Origin of the sequence: Companilactobacillus huachuanensis (assembly GCF_005404815.1) — a bacterium.
Classification (GTDB): Bacteria; Bacillota; Bacilli; order Lactobacillales; family Lactobacillaceae; genus Companilactobacillus; species Companilactobacillus huachuanensis.
The window spans coordinates 131,289-154,757 of sequence record NZ_BJDF01000002.1; the positions used below are offsets into that span (position 1 = coordinate 131,289).

The following is a 23,469-nucleotide window of genomic DNA, read 5'->3' on the forward strand; positions in this document are numbered from 1 at the left end:
AAAAAAATACTATTCAACTGAGAATAGTATTTCTTCATTTTTTATTTTGCTAGTTTGAAACTACTCCAAGGTTCGATGTAATTCAACAAGAAAGCCTCATTAGAATTCAAGTGTCCAACAACATTCCGACGACCGTCATTCTTTATATCACAAAGTGCGATTTGCGTCTCACCTTTATATTGACCATAGTTTTCATTAACAATGATGATATCACCGCGTTTGATATCTTGAGTATCGTGTGCGGGAAAATCGCCATTCTTATAAACAACTCTTGTCATTGTACTACGTAACAAGTAGTCAGATGCATCACCACGATAGACATGGGTAGTATTCAAAATAACTTCTTTTTCGAGATCAGTCGCATTATCTGAGAAATCAACCTTCAATACTGGATATGGTGCATAGAAAGCTTCAGAAGCTTCTTTTAATTCTTCATCAGATGCATAAGTGTTACCGATGATGACATCATCAACGACTCCACTCAATAGCAAATGCTTAACTTGTGTCGCAATTGGTAAATCACGATCATCTTCAAGCGTTGGCAAACCGTCCTGAACAGGCCAAGGGCCAAATGTTGCACTATGTGAGCTAATGAAGGCAGCTGAGTGAACATTGCGTTCCTTGAAAAAGTTTGACCATTTAATGAAGAAGTCCTCACCTAAGCCAGTATATCTTTGAGGATAAAAGTTATGACAACCAAGAAGATTATTGGTATCAGGATGATATGAAATAATATTATCCAAGTAGTGTGTCCCAGAACTCATATTAATTTCAATCTTTAATCCATAAGGATTATGAGTCATCTTAGCCTCTTCCATGCCAGAGAAACCTTCGTCAAGTCTAACACCAGCAGCACCAAGATCATGGAAAAATGATAAGTCATCGTAACTAATATCAAGTGCCTTAAATAATCCAGGGTTCATGTCAACAATCGTAACAAAGCCTAACTTATTTCCATAAGCAATCGTCTCTTTAAAACGGTTGATAGTTTTATCCTTGTCATCGCCTAATTCGAGTAATGAAGCAAAGATACGTGAATAGCCTAACTTACTAGCAGTATCAAGATATTTTTTATCATCCTCTAAAGTTGAATGCTCTGGATATAGTGATAATCCAAGTCTTCTCAAAACATGACCTCCAAAAATTTAAATATTATTTGCTAATTTTAGCTGAATCTAATTCTTCAGCCAATTTTTCTCTATCCATTGACTTGAAGAAGTAGAAGTAAATCAAAGTATCGATCACGATATTAACGATTTGTAGAACTGAACCGGAAATGTGACCAGTTGCAATAAATCCTGATAGGATTGGTGGAGTTGTCCATGGAATATAGACACCCATTGGTCTAGCAACCCAGTTAGCTGCCATTGAAACATATGTTGTTGTTACGTTAACAAGTGGAGTCAAGATAAATGGAACAGCCATCTTGTAGTTCATAACAATAGGTAGACCGAAGACGATAGGTTCGTTAATGTTGAACAATGCAGGTCCAGCAACAAGTTTACCTAATGTCTTAAGTTCCTTACTCTTAGCAGCGAATGCTAGTAGCATAGCCAAACCGATTGTGGCACCAGAACCACCCATGTGAACGAAGTTATCGAAGAATGATGTTGTAACGATATTTGGTAGAGCTTTACCAGCAGTAAAGGCTGCGTGGTTTTGGTTCAAAGCTGTTAACCAGATAGGCATCATAACACCAGAAACAACGTTGGCACCGTGAATACCGAATAACCATAGGAATGAAACAAGGAATTCAGCAACTAAAGCACCAGGCAATGTGTTACTCAAGTGGCCAAGTGGTGTTGCCAAGAAGAAGGAAATGATATTTGGAATACTTTGCATTGGTGTTGCTTCAACACCGATACGGATTACCCAAACAAGAGCTAAAATAATGAATCCTGGGAACAAAGCAGCAAATGAGTTACTTACTGCAGGTGGAACTGTATCAGGCATCTTGATTGTCCAGTTCTTGTGAACCATCCAAACATAGAAGTCAGTGATAAATAGACCAACAATAATAGCTGTAAATAGACCTGCTGAATCCAATTGTGTAAGTGGAACCCACAAAGCTCCAGCTTTATCTGTCTTCAATGGAATAGTAAGTACAAAAGCACCTAATGAAACAATTGAAGCAGAGATTGGATCAACCTTATAACTCTTAGCCAAGTTATAAGAAATACCGATAACGGCAATCAATCCCATGATATGGAATGATGCGTTAGTTGGATATTGTAAAACGGTTGCCCAGTTCTTACCAAAGATACCAGCCATAAAGTCTAGATAGGCTTGAATTGGAAATTGTGCGATGATCATGAACAATGAACCAATGATGATCATTGGAACAGCCAATGTCATACCATCACGCAAAGCAATCAAATGACGAGAAGAAGCAAGCTTGCCGGCAAGAGGAATTAACTTATCTTGGACAAAGCCGCCAGATTTCTTTTCAGCCATGTGTAAAACCCCCTCAAATGAAATAAAATATGTTTCACAGCAGAAACACGAATCTGCTTACAAGAACCATTGTAACCCTTTTCATTAAAAAGTATATGCATTTATAAGGAAAATAATAAGTTATCATATAAAAAACATGTTACTAATCCGTAACACGTTCCGTAAACCTATTATCCATTTGGTCTACCATCTTGTGGTATGCACAATTAGACATTTGCTCAAGCGTATATACGATAGGCACTTGAGTCGTGACATTAATGTGTCCCTTACGATTCTGTGGCGTGTCATATGAGATTGAAAAGTCAGTTATTTGATTCAATACTGAATATGAATTGGCCGTCAGAGCAATCGTTTCTGCCCCATTCTTCTTGTAGTAACGTGCTTGTTCCAAGACTTGGTCTGTTTCCCCTGAAATAGATATGAGAATCAACAGCGTTTTTGAGAAATCCCTATCTGAGAAGGGTTCCGGTTGGAAAGGATCAATAATCGGTAATGAGTATATCCCGTAGCTAGATAAAATGCTTGCTCCAAACTGAGCGATGCGACCACTGTTACCGACCCCAAAAAACAAAACTAGATCCGAGGCATTGATCATGTCAGCTGCCTGTTTAATTTTATTATCAAATGGCTCCTCATCAGCAACAAGTTGAAAGAAGTTCTTGATAGGCTCCATACTGGGATTCTGTTGTGATTTTGTAGGTTGCTTAAGACTTTGCTTAAGTGCAAATTTAAACTCTGAGAAGCCGCTATAATCCATCTTCTTGAGGAATCTTAGAATCGTAGTCGTCGAGACATGTGCTGCATCAGCCATCTCCCGAATAGTCATATTTTGAACTTCTTTAGTATGGCCAATAATATATTTGTAAACTATTAATTCCAAACGATTGAGTTCATGAACTTTTTGATATGGAAACATATTTTAACCTCCTTGTGAATGGTCTATATCATTTTTACTGAAACATAATTATATTATATATGTAACAAATTACATCCGCTAGGTGCCGCCTCCAGTTGTCAGTAAGATAGTCCCTGCTGTGGGGACCGGCCCGAACCAACGGTTTACCTCTGCCTTGACCTAAAGCTTGGCAAGGCTACGAGTCGTAAAGTTCGTCTCACACTGTATAAGTTAAAAACCTGACATCACCTTAACTGCAACGACTTATATTACCGACGACTTCTGATTAAGGATTGTTTTTTTCATGTTAACTGATACTTCAAAACACACAATGTGTATTTAATTAACCAAACTAATAACAATTATAAAAACATCCTTCAATACATTAGCCACTGGATGCTAGGGATTCTACCAGCAGTGCAAGTGGCGTTAGAGCAGCGCTTTTCTGCTCTTACCCCACTGACGTATTTTGAGATTCGCGGTCTTTGCGAAGCTCAAAATCGAGGCGCGAGACGATGCTGCTGAAAAACTAAATTAGAGAAATTTAATCCACCATTTTCGTTTTATTTGAAGCACTATTTTGGGTAATTTCACCCACTTTTGTACTCAATAATAACTGTTTTATGGGAATTGATTTTTTAAAATTAAAAATTCAGGAGTTTTTCAGCAGCCTTGCGCGAGACCTTGGCTCGCACCGGTCACACCACAGGTAGAATCCCTAGCATCCGGTGGCGGCCCAAACCCTAAAACAAAAGAAGCTAAGACAAAATAATATGACTTTGTCTCAGCTTCTTTTTAATTGATTCAGTCTAATTGTGATCCGTTAGTACGGATTACCTTTTGATACCAATAGAATGAATCTTTCTTTGAACGTTCAAGTGTTCCGTTACCTTCATCATCTTTATCAACATAAATGAAACCGTAACGTTTGGACATTTGACCTGTTCCAGCAGAAACCAAATCAATGCAGCCCCAAGGTGTGTAACCTAAGAGATCTACTCCATCCTCGTTAACCGCTGTTATCATTTGTTGAACATGAGCTCTGAGATAGTCAACTCGATAATCATCATGAACACTGCCGTCAGACTCAACTTTATCATAAGCACCGAAACCATTTTCAACGATCATTACTGGCTTGTGATAATGTTCTGTCAACCAGTTCATTGAATAACGTAGTCCAATAGGATCAACTGGCCAGCCCCAGTCATTATACTTAAGATTAGGGTTCTTAACTGCTTCACGATCACCAATAAACTTAAATTCAGGATTGTCATCGCTATATTTAACAGTCATTGAGTTGTAATAACTGAATCCAACATAATCAACTGTTCCTTCACGTAATACAACGCGGTCTTCAGCTGTAATGTCTGGTCTCAAGTCGTGATTCTTAAAGTAAGCTTCCATACCAACTGGATATTCACCCAAGGCTTGAACATCGGCCCACCAGTAACGTCTTTGCATGGCCTTTTCAGCTAACAAGATATCACGTGGATCTGATGAAGCTGGATAAACGGGTGTAAAGTTGACCATATTACCAATTTCAAAGTCAGGATTGATCTTGTGACCAATCTTAACTGCCAAGGCACTAGCAACAACTTCATAGTGTGATGCTTGATACATCAATGCTTCACGTTCATCCTCTGACTCGTTATCTCTAAAAATCAAACCGGAATCAGTTGCAATTGAAAAGTCATTTGTAAAAGTAGTTTGATTATTGATTTCGTTGAAAGTCATCCAATACTTAACTTTGTTCTTGTAACGTTTGAAACAAACTGTAGCAAATTTAACAAAGAAATCAATAACTTTCCGATTTCTCCAGCCACCGTACTCTTCAACCAAGTGATATGGCATTTCAAAATGTGACAGTGTGATAACTGGTTCAATACCATATTTCAAGCATTCATCAAATAAGTCATCATAAAATTTCAAACCTGCTTCGTTAGGTTCATCTTCATCTCCGTTTGGAAAAATTCTTGTCCAAGCAATTGATGTTCTGAAACATTTGAAACCCATTTCAGCAAATAATTTAATGTCACCTTTATATTGGTGATAAAAATCAATCGCCTCATGATTAGGATAGTTTTTACCGGCGATGATGCCATCTGTAATTTCACGTGACTTTTGGTAAGCACCAGCAGTCATAATATCTGACACACTGACACCTTTGCCATCAACATTCCAAGCACCTTCGAGTTGGTTAGCCGCAACAGCTCCACCCCATAGGAAATCTTTTCTTAAACCACTTTTTGTTATTTCAGTCATATAAAAACCTCTCTCCTTTTATATGTCTATTCTTTTAAATCTTTACCATTCGAAGCGATAACTTTTTTATACCAAGCAAATGAATCTTTCTTATAGCGTTTCAAACTACCGTTACCTTCATCATCTTGATCAACATAAATCATGCCGTAACGTTTCTTCATTTCACCAGTACTTGCTGAAATCAGATCAATGTGACCCCATGGTGTGTAACCGATCAATTGCACGCCGTCTTCTTTAACTGCCTTTTCCATTTGTAAAATATGGTCATGGAAGTAAGAAATACGGTATGGATCATGGATACTGCCATCGTCTTCTAATTTATCGTAGGCACCAAAACCATTTTCAACAATGAATAGTGGTTTGTGCCAACGTGTTGTCATCCAGTTCATGGCATAACGAAGTCCAACAGGATCAATTTGCCAACCCCAATCAGACTTTTCAACGTAGGGATTTGAAACTAAATCTTCATGTTCGTTGTAATCAAAATGAGTTTCATTTTCATGAGCTTTAGTTGTGAAGGACATGTAATAGCTAAATCCAACATAATCGACTGTTCCAGCCTTCAAAGTCGCCAAATCGCTAGCAGTGACGTCAATGTCATAACCCTTACGACTCCAATACTTTTCCATCCATTCTGGATAATAACCAAGTGCTTGAACATCACCAAAGTAATAACGATATTGCATGGCACGCTCAGCCTTCATTATATCCTCAGGCTTTGAAGTTAGTGGGTAAACTGGGCACATTGCAATCATTGAACCGACTTGTAAACTTGGGTCAATTTTATGTGCAATTTGAACCGCATGAGCACTAGCAACAAATTCATAATGAGCAGCTTGGAACATTTCTTTTTCCCAGTTGTCATCCTTACCTAATTCCAACCCAGAATCTTGTAGTAATGGATGTGGATCACTCCACTCAGCTTGATTGTTGATTTCGTTGAAAGTCATCCAATACTTAACTTTGTTCTTGTAACGTCTAAAGCAAACCTCAGCAAAACGATCAAAGAATCCAATCAACTTACGATTACTCCAACCACCATATTCTTTAACTAAGTGATATGGCATTTCGAAATGTGACAAAGTAATTACTGGTTGAATTCCATACTTGAGACATTCGTCAAACAAATCGTCATAAAATTTCAAACCTGCTTCATTAGGTTCAGTTTCGTCACCATTTGGAAAAATTCTTGTCCAGGCGATTGATGTTCTGAAACATTTCAAACCTAAGTCAGCAAACATTTTGATGTCTTCAGGATATTTGTGATAGAAGTCATTACCCCAATGATTAGGATAAATTTCTCCATCCTTGACACCATCTGTTACTTTGCGAGCTACTCCCTTAGAACCAGCAGTCATGACATCGGCAATACTTACTCCCTTGCCGCCTTCATTCCAGCCACCTTCTAGTTGATGAGCAGCTACAGCGCCACCCCAAAGGAAACCTTCGGGCATTTGAATTCCTTCACTCATTGAAATTATTTCCCTTCTTCATCAAGTCTCTTGTACAAATCAACAATTTCTCCAGCAAGGTCTCTAAATGTAATAGCATTCATGATGTGATCTTGTGAGTGAACCATCAACAAAGTAACTTTAGCATGTTCGCCATTAGCTTCTTTAGTAAGCATGTCAGTTTGTGAATTGTGAGCATCAACTAAAAATTTGTCAGATTCCTTTAATTTTTGATCAGCAATTGTAAAGTGACCTTTCTTAGCAGCGTTAATTGCTTCAAAAGCAGAACTCTTAGCATTACCACCGTTAATAATTAATCCCATTACTGTTTGTAATTCTTCATCATGTTGTTCTTCAGCCATTTTTATAAATCTCCCTCAATTTTTTAAGCGCTTACTGTCGCTTTAAATAACAAAAGGGGTGTATATTTACGCCCCTTTGTTTGTTTTTTATTAATGATAAACGATTAACCGATTAGTTTTACAGCCTCTTGTAGAACCTTTTCACCGTTCATCATTCCGTAGTCTTGCATGTTGATTACTTCAACAGGAATGCTCAACTTATCTTTGAATTGTCCTTCAAGATATCTTACTTGAGGTCCAAGCATCAATACATCTGGATGTTTTTCTTCTAATTTTGCATCTGCATCTGCAGCAGCAGTAGCAAAGATTTCTGTGTCAATGCCATCACTTTCAGCAGCCTTTTGCATTTTTGATACTAACAAACTTGTTGACATACCAGCAGCACAAACCAACATAATTGTCTTTTCAGCCATAATCAAATACCCCTCTTGATCCATTATTTTATTTATTTGTTTTTTTGCTAAAACGTTTACTAAAAACGCTTTCATAGAACAATTAGATTGTATAACGTCTCTGAAATTTTATCAAGATGTTTTTAACAAAAAACAAATATTAGTTTCAAATTTAACCTGATTTAGTTATTTATTGATAATCGTGGAGATATTCCTTGTATTAGTTATAAAACGTTTGTTGCCGTTTACAGAGCTAAAAGTATTCATATGCTGCGCGGTGCGATTCAAGCAACAAGGTGGTCTCGAATCTCGGTTGAAGCTGAACCTCGAACCGGTAAGTCCCCACACGCCCAGTGGTGTAAGAGTAAAGTTCTAACGCCACTTTCGCGGCAAGTGAATACTTTCAGCTCTTCCAACTAGTTTTTTTATAATAGGACTATCCAATTGTGATCTTTTGATATTTAAATAAATTAACTCTGGGTCTGTAACAACAAGGTTATATTAATTTTTCAACCTTTATTTATGATGGCAAAAAATTTACTGTCGCGTCATGGTTAGACTAGAGGTCAAAAAAGGAAGTTATTCCTTCACTTTAAAATTTCTCAAAGTAAGAAACAGCTTCCCTTTTTATTATCATTATATTTTTAAACAACTGAGTTGCACAAAACTGGGCGAATCTGAGTTTAATAATCAAAGCTCCAAAGGCGGTCCTAATCGAATTCCTTATTCAATACTCTATCTAACATCTTTGCAACGCCATCTTGATTGTTATTGGCAGTTGTTTCCCAAGCAACGTCCTTAACGCGATCAATTGCATTATCCATCGCAACGCCATAGCCTACTTCTTTGATCATATCTAAATCATTTCCATAATCTCCAAAACACATGAAATGTGTCATTGGGATTTTAGAAAGTTCTGAAATATGTTGCAAGGCAGATAATTTTGTTACATCTTGGCCGTTAATTTCAAAATAATAACTGCCTGAACGACTAATTGTCACTGGTAATGCCGTAAATGATTCTAGTTTCTTTTGTAATTCGGGTAATTTGGACGGTGTACAGCTGAAACAAACTTTATAAATATCTAAATCCGTGCGGTCATTAAGCTTCTTTAAATCTTCCATCGAATGGGCCTTGATATGATGACGACTCATTCCCTCAAAGTAAGTCGTCCAACCGTGATTGGGATCGTAGATATAGACGTCATTCAAGCCATCCAAAACTACTTTGAATTTACTAAATTCAGCTCGTTTTAAAATTTCTGCGACAATCTTATGGTCTAGAGGTTGGTCAAAGACTTTTTTGCCATCAGAATCAACTATGACCGCCCCGTTCAAAACAACTCGATAGCCCGGAACTTTTAAATCATTCTCAAAGTATTTATTGACGGAATGTAACGTTCTCCCTGAACAAATGGCAAATTTTCGCCCCGAATTGACCACATTACGAATAGCTTGGACATTTACGGATGATATTTTACTGTAACTATTCAGTAACGTTCCATCTAAGTCAGTTCCTATAAATTCAATCATTAATAACGTAACCCCTTACATCGTTGCAATTTATTATAATCATACGACACTGTTTGAAAAAAAAGAAGTCCCTTTCACAATTACTTAGCGACAAGGACTTTGTTTAAGTCAGCAATGAATCCCGGATAAGAGACGTCGATTGCTTCAATATTCTTTATTTTAAAAGGCGTCTCTGTAAGAATTGAAGCGATACAGAGCATCATCGCAATACGATGATCATTGTGACTGTCAACATCATCCTTAACATTAATTTCTTGATTACCGTTAATTACAATCTGATCCTCATGAACTTGCATAATAATGCCCAATTTAGCTAATTCTGTTCGCATATTAATCAAACGATCACTGATCTGTAAGTAAACATCATGAATACCATCAATTACCGTCCGACCATTTGCCTGAGAAGCCATCAGCGCAATTAGTGGAATTTCATCAATGATAAATGGCACTTGCTGTGCAGATATCGTTGTTCCATGTAGCTTTTGAGATTTAATTATCAAATCCCCAAAAGGTTCGACGCTATTGATCGAATGCTGATTGAGGAAAATATGTGCTCCCATCTGTTTAGCAACATTTAATAATCCAATTCTAGTTTTATTTAGACCAACGCCTGGTAGAGTAATTTCACTACCATCTGAAAGCAATGCTCCAACGATATACATAGCTGCCGAAGAAAAGTCTCCAGGTATTATTAAACTTTGACCTTCTAATTGACTGTGACCCGGGTGGACCACAATAATATCGGGTTTTACTTCAATATCAGCGCCAAAGTAATTTGCGAGGACCTCAGTGTGATTTCGAGTCGGCAACTTACGAATGATCCGCGTCTCACTATTAGCATATATCCCCGCCAAAATCAGACTACTTTTAATCTGAGCGTTAGAAATGTCTTGATGGTATGTAATCCCTTGCAAATCATTACTACCAGTTATTCTCATCGGTAAAGCATTTTCAGTTGTTTGCTGGTAACTGGCACCCATTTCCTGCAAAAGACTCACTAAGTGGCTTGTAGGACGTTTTTGAAGATAATCTCCACCAATTACCTCATATTGATTGGGACTACTAGCTAAAACACCAAACAACAGGCTTCTCAAAGTACCCACGTTATCAATTTGCAATGGATGATCCAACGGCTTTAGCTGATGGTCAATACCTTTAATGATCATATCTTTATTACTAATTTCAGTATGAATCTTAGCGCCCAGTTCTTTGAAGATCCGAACAGTAACGGCTAAATCATCAGCATACATAAAGTTGCTAATTTGGGTGACGCCATTAGCCAACGCACCAAAAATAATAGCACGATGAGCAATACTTTTATCACCAGGTACCGTTATTTCGCCTTGAAAACTGAATTTGCGTGGTTGCGTATTAAAGTTAAACATGTTTCTACACCTCAAGTATTTTTAAAAGCTGGGAATAATTACGGAATAAATATCTATTCAACAGATAGGTTCAAGATTGGTCCGCACTGCCAGTCCATATTTTCCAGCTCTGGAGACGGTAGGTCTTAATCCTTTACTGCTACGCTACCGAATTTTGAAATATAAAACAAATTTTTAGTCTTGAGATAAAAAAAAATAGGACCTCAGCCCTATTTTCATTAATTATTGGAATTTTTAAACGCAAAGACGATAGAGAGCTTCAGCAAAAATTTCCATAGCTTTTCTCATATCAGCCTTACTCCAGTTCTCATTAGCTTGGTGCATGAAATCAGGAGTTGTTGGTAACATCCCACCAAAGGCTACACAATTATTCATAGTTCTAGCAAATGTTGCACCACCTGAGATAGCTGGTTGAGATTTGGTATCACCAGTTAAGTCTTGGTATGTCTGCATCAATGTTTTAACAAGTTCACTGTCAGTTGGAACATACAATGGTGCTACGTAATCAAAGTTTTCATACTTCATATCAAACTTAGCAACGGCATCTGAAACTTGTTGAATCAATTGATCATGGTCAATCTTTACGGGAATACGCATATCAATTTGCATTCTTGATTCTTCTGGTGTGATCTTCAAACTCGAAATATTGAAAGTCAACTTACCAGACACATCATCCGAAACATCACCTAACAAGTTAGTAGCATTAGCATCCTCACCAAATGCCTTCAAGAATTTCAAAACAGCAATATCTGGGAACACGTCTGCCAAAGCAATCGCTAATCTGACAACAGCATTAGTACCTTCCGGAGCGTTCATTGCATGAACTGATTTACCGTGAACTTCAATTTCACCATCTTTTTGATCTGCGTCGAAATTGTGTTTTTGTAAAGCAGCAAATACTTCTGCCTGCTTTGGACCGTCATAGATAGCTTTACCAGGAACTGCATTAAAGGCATTCTCAAGGTCAAGGTTCAATTCAGTGGACCCAGGACCTGTTAAATATGATTGTTGCAATCCTTTTTCAGCATAAATCAATGGGAATTCTGCATCCGGAGCAATACCCATGTCAATTGGGTCTTCTTTTTTATTATATTCAGCCAAACATCTCCAAAGAATCTCTTCATCAGTACCAAAGATTACACGGATCTTTTTGTTAAATTTGTAGCCTTTGTCTAAGATTGACTTGATAGCATAAATAGCTGAAATTGTAGGACCTTTGTCATCTTGAGTACCACGACCGTACAACTTGCCATCTTTGATAGTTAGTTTGTATGGTTCAACATCCCAAGCTTCCAAATTTCCAGCAGGAACTTCATCCAAGTGACCTACTATACCAAATGTTTGATCACCCTCACCAATATCAGCATAGCCATAATAGCCATCTGGATCTTCGTGAGTCTTAAAGCCCAATTTGTCCATCAATTCCATTGTCTTATCAAGTGCGGCTTTAGGTCCCTTACCAAAGGGTGCATTAGGCTCTGCTTCACTATTAAATGAGGCAATGCCAACCAACTCACCCAAGTCTTTGATAGCTGCATCTTGAATTTCATCTGTAATAAATTGTTCCATTATTCAAACCCCCAGAATTATTTCCAAATATTATTTAAACATCGAAACAACAACTAAGAATACTGCGATTACCACGAATAAAATGGCGACCAATTTCCACATGTACTTCCACCATTTAACAATATCAACATGACCAATTGCCAAAGCACCCATAACGATACCTGAAGTTGGTGTAATCAAGTTAACTAATCCAGAAGCCGATTGATAAGCTGTGATAACAAGTGAGCCATCAACGCCTGAGAATTTACCAAGTGGTCCCATGATTCCCATTGTAGCAGCAGCAAGGCCGGAAGTTGAAGGAATCAAGAATGACATTGGAATATAGAAAATATATGTTAAGACGATGAATACACCTGCAGAAAGGTTTTGCAAGCCAGTTTCACCAGCATGCAAGACTGTAGCAGTGATGTAACCATTGTTCATGATAACTTGAATACCACGGGCAACAGCAACGATAATAGCAACACTGATAAATTCTGTCATACCACCCATGAAAGCGCTAATATAATCAGATTCCTTCATGTGGAAGACAAACATGATAACAACTGACATCATGAAGAATAGTGTTGTGATTTCTGTAAAGTACCATGTTCCTAATGGTGCCAGATCCTTACCAATTAAAGCACCAAGGAAAGGTAGATTTGTGAGCCACTTCGTAAAGTTTTCAAAGAATGTCCAACCAGGATTCAAACTTGTCCAAGGAATCAAACTGCTGATCATAATAACGAACGTTAAGGCAAAGAGCCAAAGAACACTCTTTTGCTTCTTAGTTAATTTTTCTCCAACAGATCTTTCTTCCATGTTAAATTCTTCAAGATCTTTTTGACGGCGCTCAAAAACAACTGACTGTGACGGATCTTTTTTAACCTTTTCAGCATAGTGCATAACGTATGCAATACTGATACCGGTTACAATAATTAATAAAATAAACCGTGAAATCAAACCATCACCAGGTGAAATATTAATTGTCTGTGAAGCAACACCTGTTGCAAATGGATTAACTGTTGAAGCCAAACATCCAACTTGTGAACCGATCAATGCCAAAGAAATTGCGGTAATCGAATCGTAACCAACACTGATCATAACAGGAATTAAAATTGGATAGAAAGCAATCGTTTCTTCACCCATACCGTAAGTTGAACCACCGATTGCAAATAAGGTCATTAAAATTGGGATAAGTGCTTTTTCTTTACCATGATACTTACGGACAGTTGAACTAATACCATCATCCAACGCCTTAGTTTTATTGACGACCCCTAAGAAACCACCAATAACCAAAATAAAGAGTGAAACTGAGATAGAACCTTCAGTTATATCAGTACCAACCATCCCGTTGATTGGTGCTAAGAATACATCCCAGATACCTTGAGGACTACTTGCTCGTGCCTTGTAGGTACCTGCAATGATATTTCCCGCTTTGGTAGTTGCATACTCACCAGCAGGTATAATCCAAGTCAAAATTGCGACTACGATTATCAAGAAGAACAAAATTGTATAAGCGGATGGCATTTGCCATTTTTTTGCTTTCTTTTCCATTAAATCAACCCTCCTATATTTATAATATAGTCTCAGGATATACGATAAAATAAACTATTACAATGCTTTATAGCGAAATATTTTTAAATAAAATTTCCTTTGACATCAGTTGTGTAAACGGTTGCAAAATATTACAATATTATTAGATTCAAGAGGGAGATATTAGAATGATCGATACGATCGAGTTTGGAAAAAGGATCAATCATCGTCCAATAATTGTAAGTTTTTTAGTCAGCTTTTTGGCTGGTGGCCTTGGATTAATCGCTAACATAAAGGTATCTATATTATCATTTTTGTTAGTTTTATTTTTGCTACTTTGCATTTATTTTCCAATTCTTTTGCCAAAACTATTCGGCCATTGGCAACTAGAAAAACATGGTATTTCTTACTATAAAATGACTACTTATCGTGACAAATTAAAAATGATTTTCTTCCCAGATCAAGCAGAATTTCAATTTATCAGCTTTTCTCAAATTAAAAACTTTCAAGTTCATGAGGAAAATCAACAATATTCTGTAACTGACATTTTAACAATAAAACCTGCAAAGCAGTCAATTTTCCCTGAATTTAGAAAACCATTTTTTCTCGAATTGAAACTTAATCAAGCTTCGGCTGATTTAGATCTCTCATTTGATCAATTACACGATCCGCAACATACAATGTACCGACTGGCAAACGTCCTCCAGATTCTTTCAAATAAAATAAACTAAAAAAACTGAGATGAAATTCTAATTTTCATCTCAGTTTTTTTTAATTTACTTTAATTGTGCCTGAATTTGCTTTGGCAGTTAGCTTATATTGAGGACCAGTCCCAACCCTACCTTCCTTCAGACTTAGAACGTCATGTTTATAATTAGCCGCCTGGTTCATTTTGACTACTCCACTGCGAGCTTCAAGATCAAAATCATAAGAATCGTGTTCAGGCATCATTAATTTTATCGTTCCGCTGTTGTTAGAAACCTTAACATCCGAGGTGATTTTTTCAAATTCTATTTTAATTGTACCTGATTTAGCAGTTATCGAACCAGCGCCACTGAGGTCAAGTCCTCTAATTGTGCCACTATTAGCCTGAATATTGTAATCTGGGCTGAAAACATCATCTAATTTAATAATACCGCTCTTAGCATTGACTGATAATGAATTCTTAACATCAACGTCTTCCAAAACAATCTTTCCAGAAGTTGACTGAATCAGCAGTTGATTGATCGAAATATTTCTAATATTGACCAAACCACTGTGGACATTAATCAGTGCTTGATCAATATTATCCATATTTTGAAGTAGCAGACTGCCACTACGATTGGTAATTCTTAATTTTCCTGTGAATTCCTTAGGAATCAAAATTTGAGTTTTTATACGTAAAGGTAAGAAATGAGGAACTCGTCCCTGCTTAACTACTAGAGTATCATCGACAATCTCAGCTTTAACCTGATAATCGGGATTAGACCGTGACATGTATTCTCTGATAACAATTTTTTGTCCATTAGTTGGCAAAATCTTTAAATAGGCGTTTTCAGAAAAAATATCCATTTTTTTAATATCCGTCGTAGAAAACTCACTTTCATCCGTCAAGGGCATTGATTCAACATGTACTTCAGTATCAAAATCAGTATCCTTGAAATTTGCATTGACTTCATCAAATGATTCTTTAGATTTTTTTCCATTAAAATTGATGCCGTCTTCATTGATAACCATGTTTCCTAACTTAACGCCTTCAGAATTGATACTGATAGTTTTCCCATTGTTGATTGTAATACCATCATCATTGATATTGAGTAATTTCCCATTATCTATTCTGATTCCATCATCATCTAAATCAATGTGATGCTCCTGAATCGTTTTACGATAATGATTATCTTTGTCCTGATTTTCATCCAAAACTTGATCAATTACCTCATCAATATCGCCGAATTCTTTAAATGCTGCGGCTACTGCAGCTTCTTCTGTCACGTCAACGGTCTTTTTGTCTTCAGACGAAGCAATCAAATCAGATTCCAATTCCTCTTGTAATTCTTGTAAGTCCGCGGTATCTGGATAGTCCGCAAAAATTTTATTTAATTTTTCATCTACTAATTTATTTATCATTTCACTCATAATCTTGTATCCTTCCTAAAATCAAATCATCTATTACATCCTTGGCAAATTTCCAAGCTTCAATATTATCTTCCAAAGTCTGTTTGCCTTGCGTCGTTATTTGATAATACTTGCGACGACCGCCCTGGCTTTCATCGCCCCAATAACTGACAATATCGTTATTTTTTTCAAGACGTCGAAAAACTGTATAAAGTGTTGCCTCGTTCAGTTCATATTTATCGTGACTCAAATTTTTAACCATTTTAGCAATCTCATAACCATAACTGTCACCTTGGCTGAGAATGTTCAAAACAATCGTGGCTGTGTGTCCACGAATTATATCTTTAGAAATTTGTGGTTTCATAATCCATCCCTACCTTTTATTTCTATGTAGATAATGTATCACCAATTACTGTGTGTGTCAAAGTAATTTACTTGAAATAGTATTTTGATATAAAAAAAGAGTTAGTCATAAGTTTCAACTAACTCTAATTACTCGATATTTAAATGACTCAAAAATTCATCTCTCTGCCTGTAATCTGCACGTCTTCCCGCCAGTCGTTTTCTAAAACCCGCACAGAGATACTTTTCCTCTGGTGTCTCTGGAACTATTTCTGGTAGCTCGACTGCCTGTAAAACCACTAGTGTACAGAAACTAGAAAAGGCTATCTCTCTCTCATCAGTTTTTAAATCATGACTAATAATCTTCGTAAAAACTTCAATTTGTCGACCTGATACTCCCGTTACAAAGGATTCAAATTTAATATATTTATCAGTTGTAATTGGTTTCCAAAAATTAACATGATCATAACTAGCAGTTGCAATCTTAGCTTTTATCACTTTAAAACTGGCTAATCCAGCATTCTCATCCAATAAACTGAGCGTTTTACCACCAAAAAGTGTTCCTTTGTCGTTCAGGTCCCCATCAAAAATAACTCTTTCACTGATTGTGCGCGTTTCCTGACATGTAATTTGTTTCATAATTTTCCCCATTTTTAACGAACGATTTCTATTTAAATTGTAACTTGTCAGCCAGCACTTGCATACTAATTTTCTAAAATAACCGTCTGCTAATTGATTAATCTCATCTAAAATATTATATGATAAGAGTAAGAAAATTCTGGAGGAATATTATGGCATTTCAACTTTGGTATACAAATTATTTTGTCGACATTGATTCTGAGAATCCCGTTGATCCTAAGACTATTGAAGGCATCAATGGATTGGGGGAAGTTTCAGCTAATGGAAACTTATCAGCTTGGCACGTAAAATCACAATTACAAGAAGATGACTTCAAGCATCATTTGAATAAATTATTAACCGATCAAACCAAAATCAATCCAACTGACGTTACGGTCACTAAAGGTATCAATGGTGGTCCATTATCAATGCTTTAGTTCATTTTTTTAAAAACATTTTTGCAAATTCTATTCACAACCATAAGCTAAAAATTATATAATATATAAAATTGGTTTAAGAGGGAGTTATTTTATGATTCTAATTGCACTATCTGCGGTCATCTTGCCACTAGTTTTATTAGGCATTCTCAACTTGCCTGCCACTAAAGGTATGTCGATCAGTGCATTTATTGTTCTGTTGGAAGGTTATTTCTTTTGGAAAATGCCTACCAAAGTTTTACTAGCTTCAATTTTTCAATCGATCCACAAATCGTTACCAATTCTGTGGATTTTGTTTGGGGCTTTGATGATGTTAAACATGTTGCAACACACGGGAGCTATTGATCGAATCAACGCTGGGTTTCACACAATTTCAGCTGACATGCGGTTGCAAGTTCTATTGGTTGCTTTTTTATTCGGTGGTCTGATCGAAGGTGTTTCAGGATTCGGTACCCCCGCCATGGTTACAGCACCACTAATGATTGCTTTAGGTTTTTCGCCCATGGCTGCCGTAACATTAGCATTAGTCGCTGACTCAACTCCGGCATCCTTCGGGGCAGTCGGAACTCCGTTAACAGTTGGTTTGAGTAACGTCAGTGAAAAGGCTGATTTTCTTAATGCTATCGGTCAAAAAATTACACAAATAGATTTGTTTGCTGGAACATTCATGCCATTGATTTTAATCTTTATGCTGACATTTCTTTTTGGTAAAAAAGAGGGCAATCCTAAAAAGGATTTCTTAGCCCTTGTTCCTTGGTCACTTTTCATCGGTATAGTATACAGTCTCTTCGCTATCCTAGTTTCATTCGTTGTAACTTATGAATTTGTAGCAATTTTGGCACCCTTTGCCACAATTATTATTGCCATTATTTCAATCAAATTTAAGTTTCTATTACCTAAGTCAGTCTTTGAAAAGCCTTGGACAACTTCGACTAAGACAGTTACAAACACAAATAAAATGTCTTTATTAACTGCTTGGTCACCTTATATTGTGGTTATATTGCTGTTACTAGCAACCCGGACAATTAATCCTCTCAAGCAACTTTTGGTAAACAACATTAATTTATCTTGGCGAAATATCTTAGGATTCACTCAAATCAGCTCTGATTGGGAATTTCTCTATTCACCAGGAACTTTGTTAACAATCGCCGTTCTGATTGGACTATTAATTCAAGTTAAATCACTCAAGAGTTTCTTACCAACTGCTAAAAAAGTTGTTCTATCAATGAAATCAACCGCCTTAGCTTTGATAGTTACCTTGATAATGGTTCAAATATTTACTAATTCAGAATTAAATGGTGCAAACTTTCCAAGCATGCCAATGTACATCGCTAAAATAATTTCCAAATATCTATCATCAGTCTGGATCATTATTGCTCCTTTCCTTGGTCAACTAGGATCATTTGTGACCGGAAGTACGACCGTTTCCACTTTGACATTTGGTCAAATTCAGGCCGATATCGCTACAAAAGCTGGTGTCGGTAAAGAATTAGTTTTGGCAGCTCAATTAATTGGTGCCGCCGCCGGAAATATGATTTGCGTACATAATATTGTGTCAGTCAGTTCAGTTGTTGGATTGTCTGGACAAGAAGGAAATATCTTACGTAAAACAGTGGTTCCAGCTTTGATCTATAGTTTACTGGTCGGGATCGTTGGTTTCATCTTCACATTATTTATGTAAAACGAAAGTCTGGGAATATTCCTAGGCTTTTTTGCGTTGAAAAAAGAAAAGTTTAGTACTATCAGTTCTAGAAATGATATACCTAAAATGTGGACGTGCTAGTTAATCGTTATTAATTGAATGTAAAATATTCAATTGCTTTTATTTCCAGACTATTTTAAATTCTAAAATAAACATAAGGTTAAAAACTGAAGGTTGAAAGGTGAAAAAGTGATATAAACAGCGCTCTGATAGTCCTAAAGTAAATTTATTTATCTATTTATTTAAATAGCAAAAGATAACAATTAGACATTCGTATTATTAAAAAACTAGTTGGAAGAGCTGAGAGTATTCATTTGCAGCGAAAGTGGCGTTAGGACTTTAGTCCTTACACCACCGGGCGTGTTGGAGACTTACCGTTTTTTGGTAAGGCTTCAAACAACCTAAGATTCGAGACCGCCTTTTGGCTCGGATCGTACCGCGCAGCATATGAATGCTTTCAGCTCTGGAAACGGCAAACTTAATTAAACTTTCAACCTTTAGCTATGAATAAAAAAATGCTCAATTAACCGAGTAATTGAACATTTCTTCAAATAATATTTTTTGATTTCCATAATCTATTATAATTAAATATGTGCAAACATGTTCAAAAGACGCACCATTTGACTCGTAAAACTATATTCATTATCATACCAAGCAACCGTCTTAACCAGAGTCGTATCACCCACTGAAGTAACTTCAGTCTGTGTTGGATCAAAAATTGAACCATAGGATGAATTTATAATATCGGTTGAAACAATATTACGGTCGTCATAGCCAAATGAAGGATTATTCTCTGTGTGATTCTTCATTGATTGATTAACTTCCTCAACAGTCACTGCCTTGTCAACAACTGATACTAATTCTGTAAGTGAGCCATCACTTACAGGTACTCTTTGAGCGTGTCCTTTTAGCTTCCCATTCAATTCAGGAATTACTAATCCAATCGCTTTGGCAGCACCTGATGAATGTGGAATGATATTAACAGCTGCTGTTCGTGCTGCACGAGGATTATTGCCACGAACTGGTCCATCCAAAATCATCTGTGTTGAAGTATAAGCATGAACAGTTGTCATTGTTCCGACTTTAATACCATAATCTTGGTTTAAAAAATATGCCATTGGTGCTAAACAATTAGTGGTACATGAACCAGCTGAAATAATTTTGTCGTCCTTATTTAAAATATCGTCATTTACATTAACAACGATTGTCTTCATTGAACCAGCTGGAGCTGAAACAATAACTTTCTTAACACCTGCATCAAGATGTGCTTGAGATTTCTCAGTCGAGGTATAAAATCCGGTACATTCCAGTACAATATCAACACCATCATTTTTAACCCATGGTATTTTACGTGCATCCGGTTGAGCGTATACCTGAATCTTTTTCCCATCAACAATAATGGCTCCATCTTCTGATGTAACCTGTTTTTGATATGTTCCATGTGCCGAATCGAATTGTAACAATTGTGCCAACATCCCGGCATCCGTTAAATCATTAATCGCAACAACTTCGATGTCTGAATCAATTTCACTAATCCGGCGAAATGCCAAACGTCCGATTCTTCCAAATCCATTAATACCTACTTTTACTGTCATCTTTCTGACCTCCATGTCTTTATTACATGAATAATCATAATTTGAAACAGTCATCAAAAAAATGGTATAAATGAAACAGTTAACTATACTATTTGTCAGGAGAAAAGCATGCCTCAAGTAGATCGTCATAAAAATCGCCAAGTTGAAATTGAATTTAATCCTACACAAAATCTTGCCGAACCACCATACAAAAAACGTTATAGCTTAATATTAATCACACAGGGACAAGTCTCATTACAATTAAATGATTATCCACTTAAATTACAGTCGCCATGTATTATCTGTCTGAAAGACGGAGATAATATAATTATTAATGAATCCAAGGATTTGGTAGCCTCCTCTTTTTCTTTTAATCCTGATTTTTTGAACACAGTTCGATTATCACACACCAAAGATGTTAAAGTTCCTAATACTCCAAGAATCAAAGAAGGGCTTTCTTTGTTTGAAAACAATTTACAACACATTGGCACAATCAACTTAACAAGTGATATTTATCCAAAGTTTTTACAATGGTTCTTCACCTTGGGCATGGAGGTCAATGCTCAAAGTGATGACTTGTGGGTGTGCCGTATTAAACAATACTTGATTCAAATTTTTAACCTTTTACTCCGTTTAGAACAAGATACTCAAAATTCAACCATTGAGCAGGCATTAAAATATATCCACTTAAATTATTCAACACCAATTCGTTCTGAGGATTTAACCGAACTAACCCATCTCAATCGTGTCTCATTGAACAATCAATTCAAACAACGTACTAAACAAACAGCTTTACAATATTTATTATCATACCGACTAACAATCGCCGAACAAATGTTGACACACACTGGAATGACTTTAAATGATATTGCCTTGGCAACTGGCTTCGAATATGACACTTACTTCATGAGGCAATTTAAGCAACGTATCGGAATGTCCCCAACGCAGTATCGTAATCTAACACGAGAGCTGGCCGCAGCCCAATAATGTATCTTGAATTGCTTAATTAAGAACCATAGAAAAAATGACCGAAAACTTCATCATTGCCGATGGAGTTTTTTTATACTTCTTTTCTAGAGAAGAAGAACAATCCAATTGCCATAAATAAAATAATATATATGATATTTCCCATTAACATCTGATCATTATTTAAATGCGTCAGTTCAGAAAGAGTTGATTCTCTAACCAATTGTCCAGGATAGTTTAGAAAATTAAGTGGATTCCACTTTAAAAAGTCCCATTTGCTAATTAAAACAAACATTAATGAACTGATGATTTCCAAAGCAAAATATCCGACGACACCAACAACAACAGCCAAAGCACCTTTTTTCATCACTGCTGCCAACAAGAAAACAATACTCAAGATTAACCAGAGTGTAATAAAAGTTGCACCATTACTAATCAACCAACTTTGCCAAACTAAATAAGTGCCACCCTCTGACTTATCGACCAATGAAAATGTATTATTAAAAAAAATGAATTTATCAAATAAACTCAAAATCATAGAAAACAAATAGATCCCTACTGAATATGTTAAAACGGTTAACCATTTGCTAATTAAAATTTGGTTACGTGAATATTGTTGCATCACAACGTTTTTAATCGTATTGTACTCAAATTCTGTCGAAATAATCGTAGCGCTAGTGGCAATCAGGATCAAAGAGATGAATGCAGGTGATACGAAATCATATTGAAACAAAAATTTTGGTTGTAAAAATTTAGAATATGACTGACTAAAAATTGCTACCCCTATATTTTGTAACGCAATAAATAACAGACAAAACCAGAAGCTCCGCTTCTTCAGCAACTTAAAAATTTCTTGTTTATATAAATAACCCATAATCTTCTCCTACTCCGCAATTAATTTCAAAATCGATTCTTCTAAGTCCGCATCTTCGTGCTGCATATCATTCACGGTAATTTGTTGTTTCATCAAAATATTCATCAATCGTTCAACTGTATTTTCCTTTGTTAACGTTAAGCGCAATGGTGACTGTGATACAACTTGAAATCCAACAATCTCTAACAACTTTTGAGCTTCAACATCATCACTGGTTTTAATTACAACAAAATGCTGATTACTGGCTAATAATTCATTCATGGTTGTTTTCTTAATAACTTTTCCATGATCAATCACGATTAAATCTTCAGCTAATTTTTGCAACTCTCCTAAAATATGGCTCGAAATCAAGACAGTCATCCCTTGATCTCTGCGCTTTAAGATCAGCTCCCGTAAATCTTTTGTCGCTTGCGGATCTAACCCATTCATTGGTTCGTCTAAAATAACTAGGTCAGGTTGATTAACCAAAGCCATCGCAATACCTAATTTTTGTTTCATCCCCAATGAATATAGCTTAGCTTTTTGGTCAATATAATTATTTAATTTTAAGTCATTAATAATCTTTTGGATACGTTCTTTGCTGTCATTTGAATCAGTCACAAATAATTTGAGATGGTCTCTTCCACTTAAATATGGATAAATCCCTGGATACTCAACTAATGCTCCAACCCTTTTCAGGATGGGATGGTGATTGAAGGTGCTTTTTTGCCCATCAATAGTTACCTGACCTTCGCTTTTGATTAGACTTAAAATTGCCTTCATGATTGTAGTTTTACCTGCACCATTGGCGCCAACTAATCCAATGATATGACCTTTTTGACATTCAAAATTAATATCAAATAACGTCTGTCTATTCCCGAATGATTTATTCAAATTTTTAACTGATAAAATTGTTTCTTCCAAAACACTACCTCCATCTGAATTTCCCTTAAAATTTCCCATTTAATCCGATAATTAAAGTTTAGCGAAGTATTAATTTTCAAGATATTCAAATAAGCAATCTCTTTCAAAAATTAATTAAATGCAAAAAAAAATCCACTATCTA

21 protein-coding genes are annotated in these 23,469 nt (G+C 36.3%); 4 read left to right on the forward strand and 17 right to left on the reverse strand.

The features are described from left to right. Positions 1-41: 41 nt before the first annotated feature. From FFM71_RS01730 to FFM71_RS01780, 11 genes are all read right to left on the reverse strand, one after another. The gene (locus FFM71_RS01730) at positions 42-1,127 is read right to left on the reverse strand and encodes a DUF871 domain-containing protein (RefSeq protein WP_137610463.1); all 1,086 of its coding nucleotides are present in this window, start codon (positions 1,125-1,127) and stop codon (positions 42-44) included. Positions 1,128-1,152: 25 nt separating this feature from the next. Further along, complete coding sequence (gene celB, locus FFM71_RS01735; RefSeq protein WP_137610464.1) at positions 1,153-2,454, reverse strand: PTS cellobiose transporter subunit IIC; 1,302 nt, start codon at positions 2,452-2,454, stop codon at positions 1,153-1,155. A gap of 142 nt (positions 2,455-2,596) precedes the next feature. Beyond that, positions 2,597-3,370 carry a MurR/RpiR family transcriptional regulator gene (locus tag FFM71_RS01740; protein WP_137610465.1) on the reverse strand — a complete coding sequence of 258 codons (774 nt, stop codon included), beginning with the start codon at positions 3,368-3,370 and terminating at the stop codon, positions 2,597-2,599. 783 nt (positions 3,371-4,153) lie between these two features. Then, positions 4,154-5,611: a 6-phospho-beta-glucosidase gene (locus FFM71_RS01745; RefSeq protein WP_137610466.1), complete on the reverse strand. Its 1,458-nt coding sequence runs from the start codon at positions 5,609-5,611 to the stop codon at positions 4,154-4,156. Between the two features lie 26 nt (positions 5,612-5,637). Beyond that, entirely contained in the window at positions 5,638-7,083 is a 1,446-nt protein-coding gene (locus tag FFM71_RS01750) for a 6-phospho-beta-glucosidase (RefSeq protein ID WP_137610467.1), read from the reverse strand. Positions 7,084-7,088: 5 nt separating this feature from the next. Beyond that, a complete protein-coding gene (locus FFM71_RS01755) occupies positions 7,089-7,424 on the reverse strand; it encodes a PTS lactose/cellobiose transporter subunit IIA (protein WP_137610468.1) in 336 nt (111 codons plus the stop codon). A 104-nt stretch (positions 7,425-7,528) separates the two neighbouring features. After that, entirely contained in the window at positions 7,529-7,837 is a 309-nt protein-coding gene (locus FFM71_RS01760) for a PTS sugar transporter subunit IIB (RefSeq protein ID WP_137610469.1), read from the reverse strand. A gap of 689 nt (positions 7,838-8,526) precedes the next feature. Continuing rightward, positions 8,527-9,348: a Cof-type HAD-IIB family hydrolase gene (locus FFM71_RS01765; protein ID WP_137610470.1), complete on the reverse strand. Its 822-nt coding sequence runs from the start codon at positions 9,346-9,348 to the stop codon at positions 8,527-8,529. Between the two features lie 80 nt (positions 9,349-9,428). Continuing rightward, positions 9,429-10,733: a 3-phosphoshikimate 1-carboxyvinyltransferase gene (gene aroA / locus FFM71_RS01770; protein ID WP_137610471.1), complete on the reverse strand. Its 1,305-nt coding sequence runs from the start codon at positions 10,731-10,733 to the stop codon at positions 9,429-9,431. 234 nt (positions 10,734-10,967) lie between these two features. Beyond that, the gene (locus FFM71_RS01775; protein ID WP_137610472.1) at positions 10,968-12,302 is read right to left on the reverse strand and encodes a M20 family metallopeptidase; all 1,335 of its coding nucleotides are present in this window, start codon (positions 12,300-12,302) and stop codon (positions 10,968-10,970) included. 30 nt (positions 12,303-12,332) lie between these two features. After that, a complete protein-coding gene (locus FFM71_RS01780) occupies positions 12,333-13,838 on the reverse strand; it encodes a YfcC family protein (protein WP_137610473.1) in 1,506 nt (501 codons plus the stop codon). 167 nt (positions 13,839-14,005) lie between these two features. On the opposite strand from FFM71_RS01780, the gene FFM71_RS01785 reads away from it, so the two are divergent. Then, positions 14,006-14,548 carry a hypothetical protein gene (locus tag FFM71_RS01785; protein ID WP_137610474.1) on the forward strand — a complete coding sequence of 181 codons (543 nt, stop codon included), beginning with the start codon at positions 14,006-14,008 and terminating at the stop codon, positions 14,546-14,548. Between the two features lie 40 nt (positions 14,549-14,588). Here FFM71_RS01785 and FFM71_RS01790 read toward each other — a convergent pair whose 3' ends face one another. From FFM71_RS01790 to FFM71_RS01800, 3 genes are all read right to left on the reverse strand, one after another. Then, entirely contained in the window at positions 14,589-15,932 is a 1,344-nt protein-coding gene (locus tag FFM71_RS01790) for a DUF4097 family beta strand repeat-containing protein (protein ID WP_137610475.1), read from the reverse strand. After that, on the reverse strand, positions 15,925-16,275 hold the full coding sequence (locus tag FFM71_RS01795) for a PadR family transcriptional regulator (protein WP_137610476.1): 351 nt from the start codon (positions 16,273-16,275) through the stop codon (positions 15,925-15,927). Before FFM71_RS01795 ends, FFM71_RS01790 begins: the two co-directional genes overlap by 8 nt. A gap of 128 nt (positions 16,276-16,403) precedes the next feature. After that, entirely contained in the window at positions 16,404-16,892 is a 489-nt protein-coding gene (locus FFM71_RS01800) for an acyl-CoA thioesterase (RefSeq protein ID WP_137610477.1), read from the reverse strand. A gap of 152 nt (positions 16,893-17,044) precedes the next feature. Here FFM71_RS01800 and FFM71_RS01805 point away from each other — a divergent pair, with 152 nt between their 5' ends. Further along, entirely contained in the window at positions 17,045-17,308 is a 264-nt protein-coding gene (locus FFM71_RS01805; RefSeq protein WP_137610478.1) for a hypothetical protein, read from the forward strand. Positions 17,309-17,402: 94 nt separating this feature from the next. Then, entirely contained in the window at positions 17,403-18,989 is a 1,587-nt protein-coding gene (locus FFM71_RS01810; RefSeq protein ID WP_137610479.1) for an L-lactate permease, read from the forward strand. A gap of 605 nt (positions 18,990-19,594) precedes the next feature. On the opposite strand, the gene gap is transcribed toward FFM71_RS01810, so the two are convergent. Next, positions 19,595-20,605 carry a type I glyceraldehyde-3-phosphate dehydrogenase gene (gene gap / locus FFM71_RS01815; protein WP_137610480.1) on the reverse strand — a complete coding sequence of 337 codons (1,011 nt, stop codon included), beginning with the start codon at positions 20,603-20,605 and terminating at the stop codon, positions 19,595-19,597. 108 nt (positions 20,606-20,713) lie between these two features. Here gap and FFM71_RS01820 point away from each other — a divergent pair, with 108 nt between their 5' ends. Further along, positions 20,714-21,571, forward strand: coding sequence for a helix-turn-helix domain-containing protein (locus FFM71_RS01820; protein WP_137610481.1), 858 nt, complete (start codon positions 20,714-20,716; stop codon positions 21,569-21,571). Between the two features lie 73 nt (positions 21,572-21,644). On the opposite strand, the gene FFM71_RS01825 is transcribed toward FFM71_RS01820, so the two are convergent. Continuing rightward, positions 21,645-22,424, reverse strand: a complete 780-nt coding sequence (locus FFM71_RS01825; RefSeq protein WP_137610482.1) for an ABC transporter permease — start codon at positions 22,422-22,424, stop codon at positions 21,645-21,647. 9 nt (positions 22,425-22,433) lie between these two features. After that, positions 22,434-23,315, reverse strand: a complete 882-nt coding sequence (locus tag FFM71_RS01830; RefSeq protein WP_171000441.1) for an ATP-binding cassette domain-containing protein — start codon at positions 23,313-23,315, stop codon at positions 22,434-22,436. Positions 23,316-23,469 lie beyond the last annotated feature (154 nt).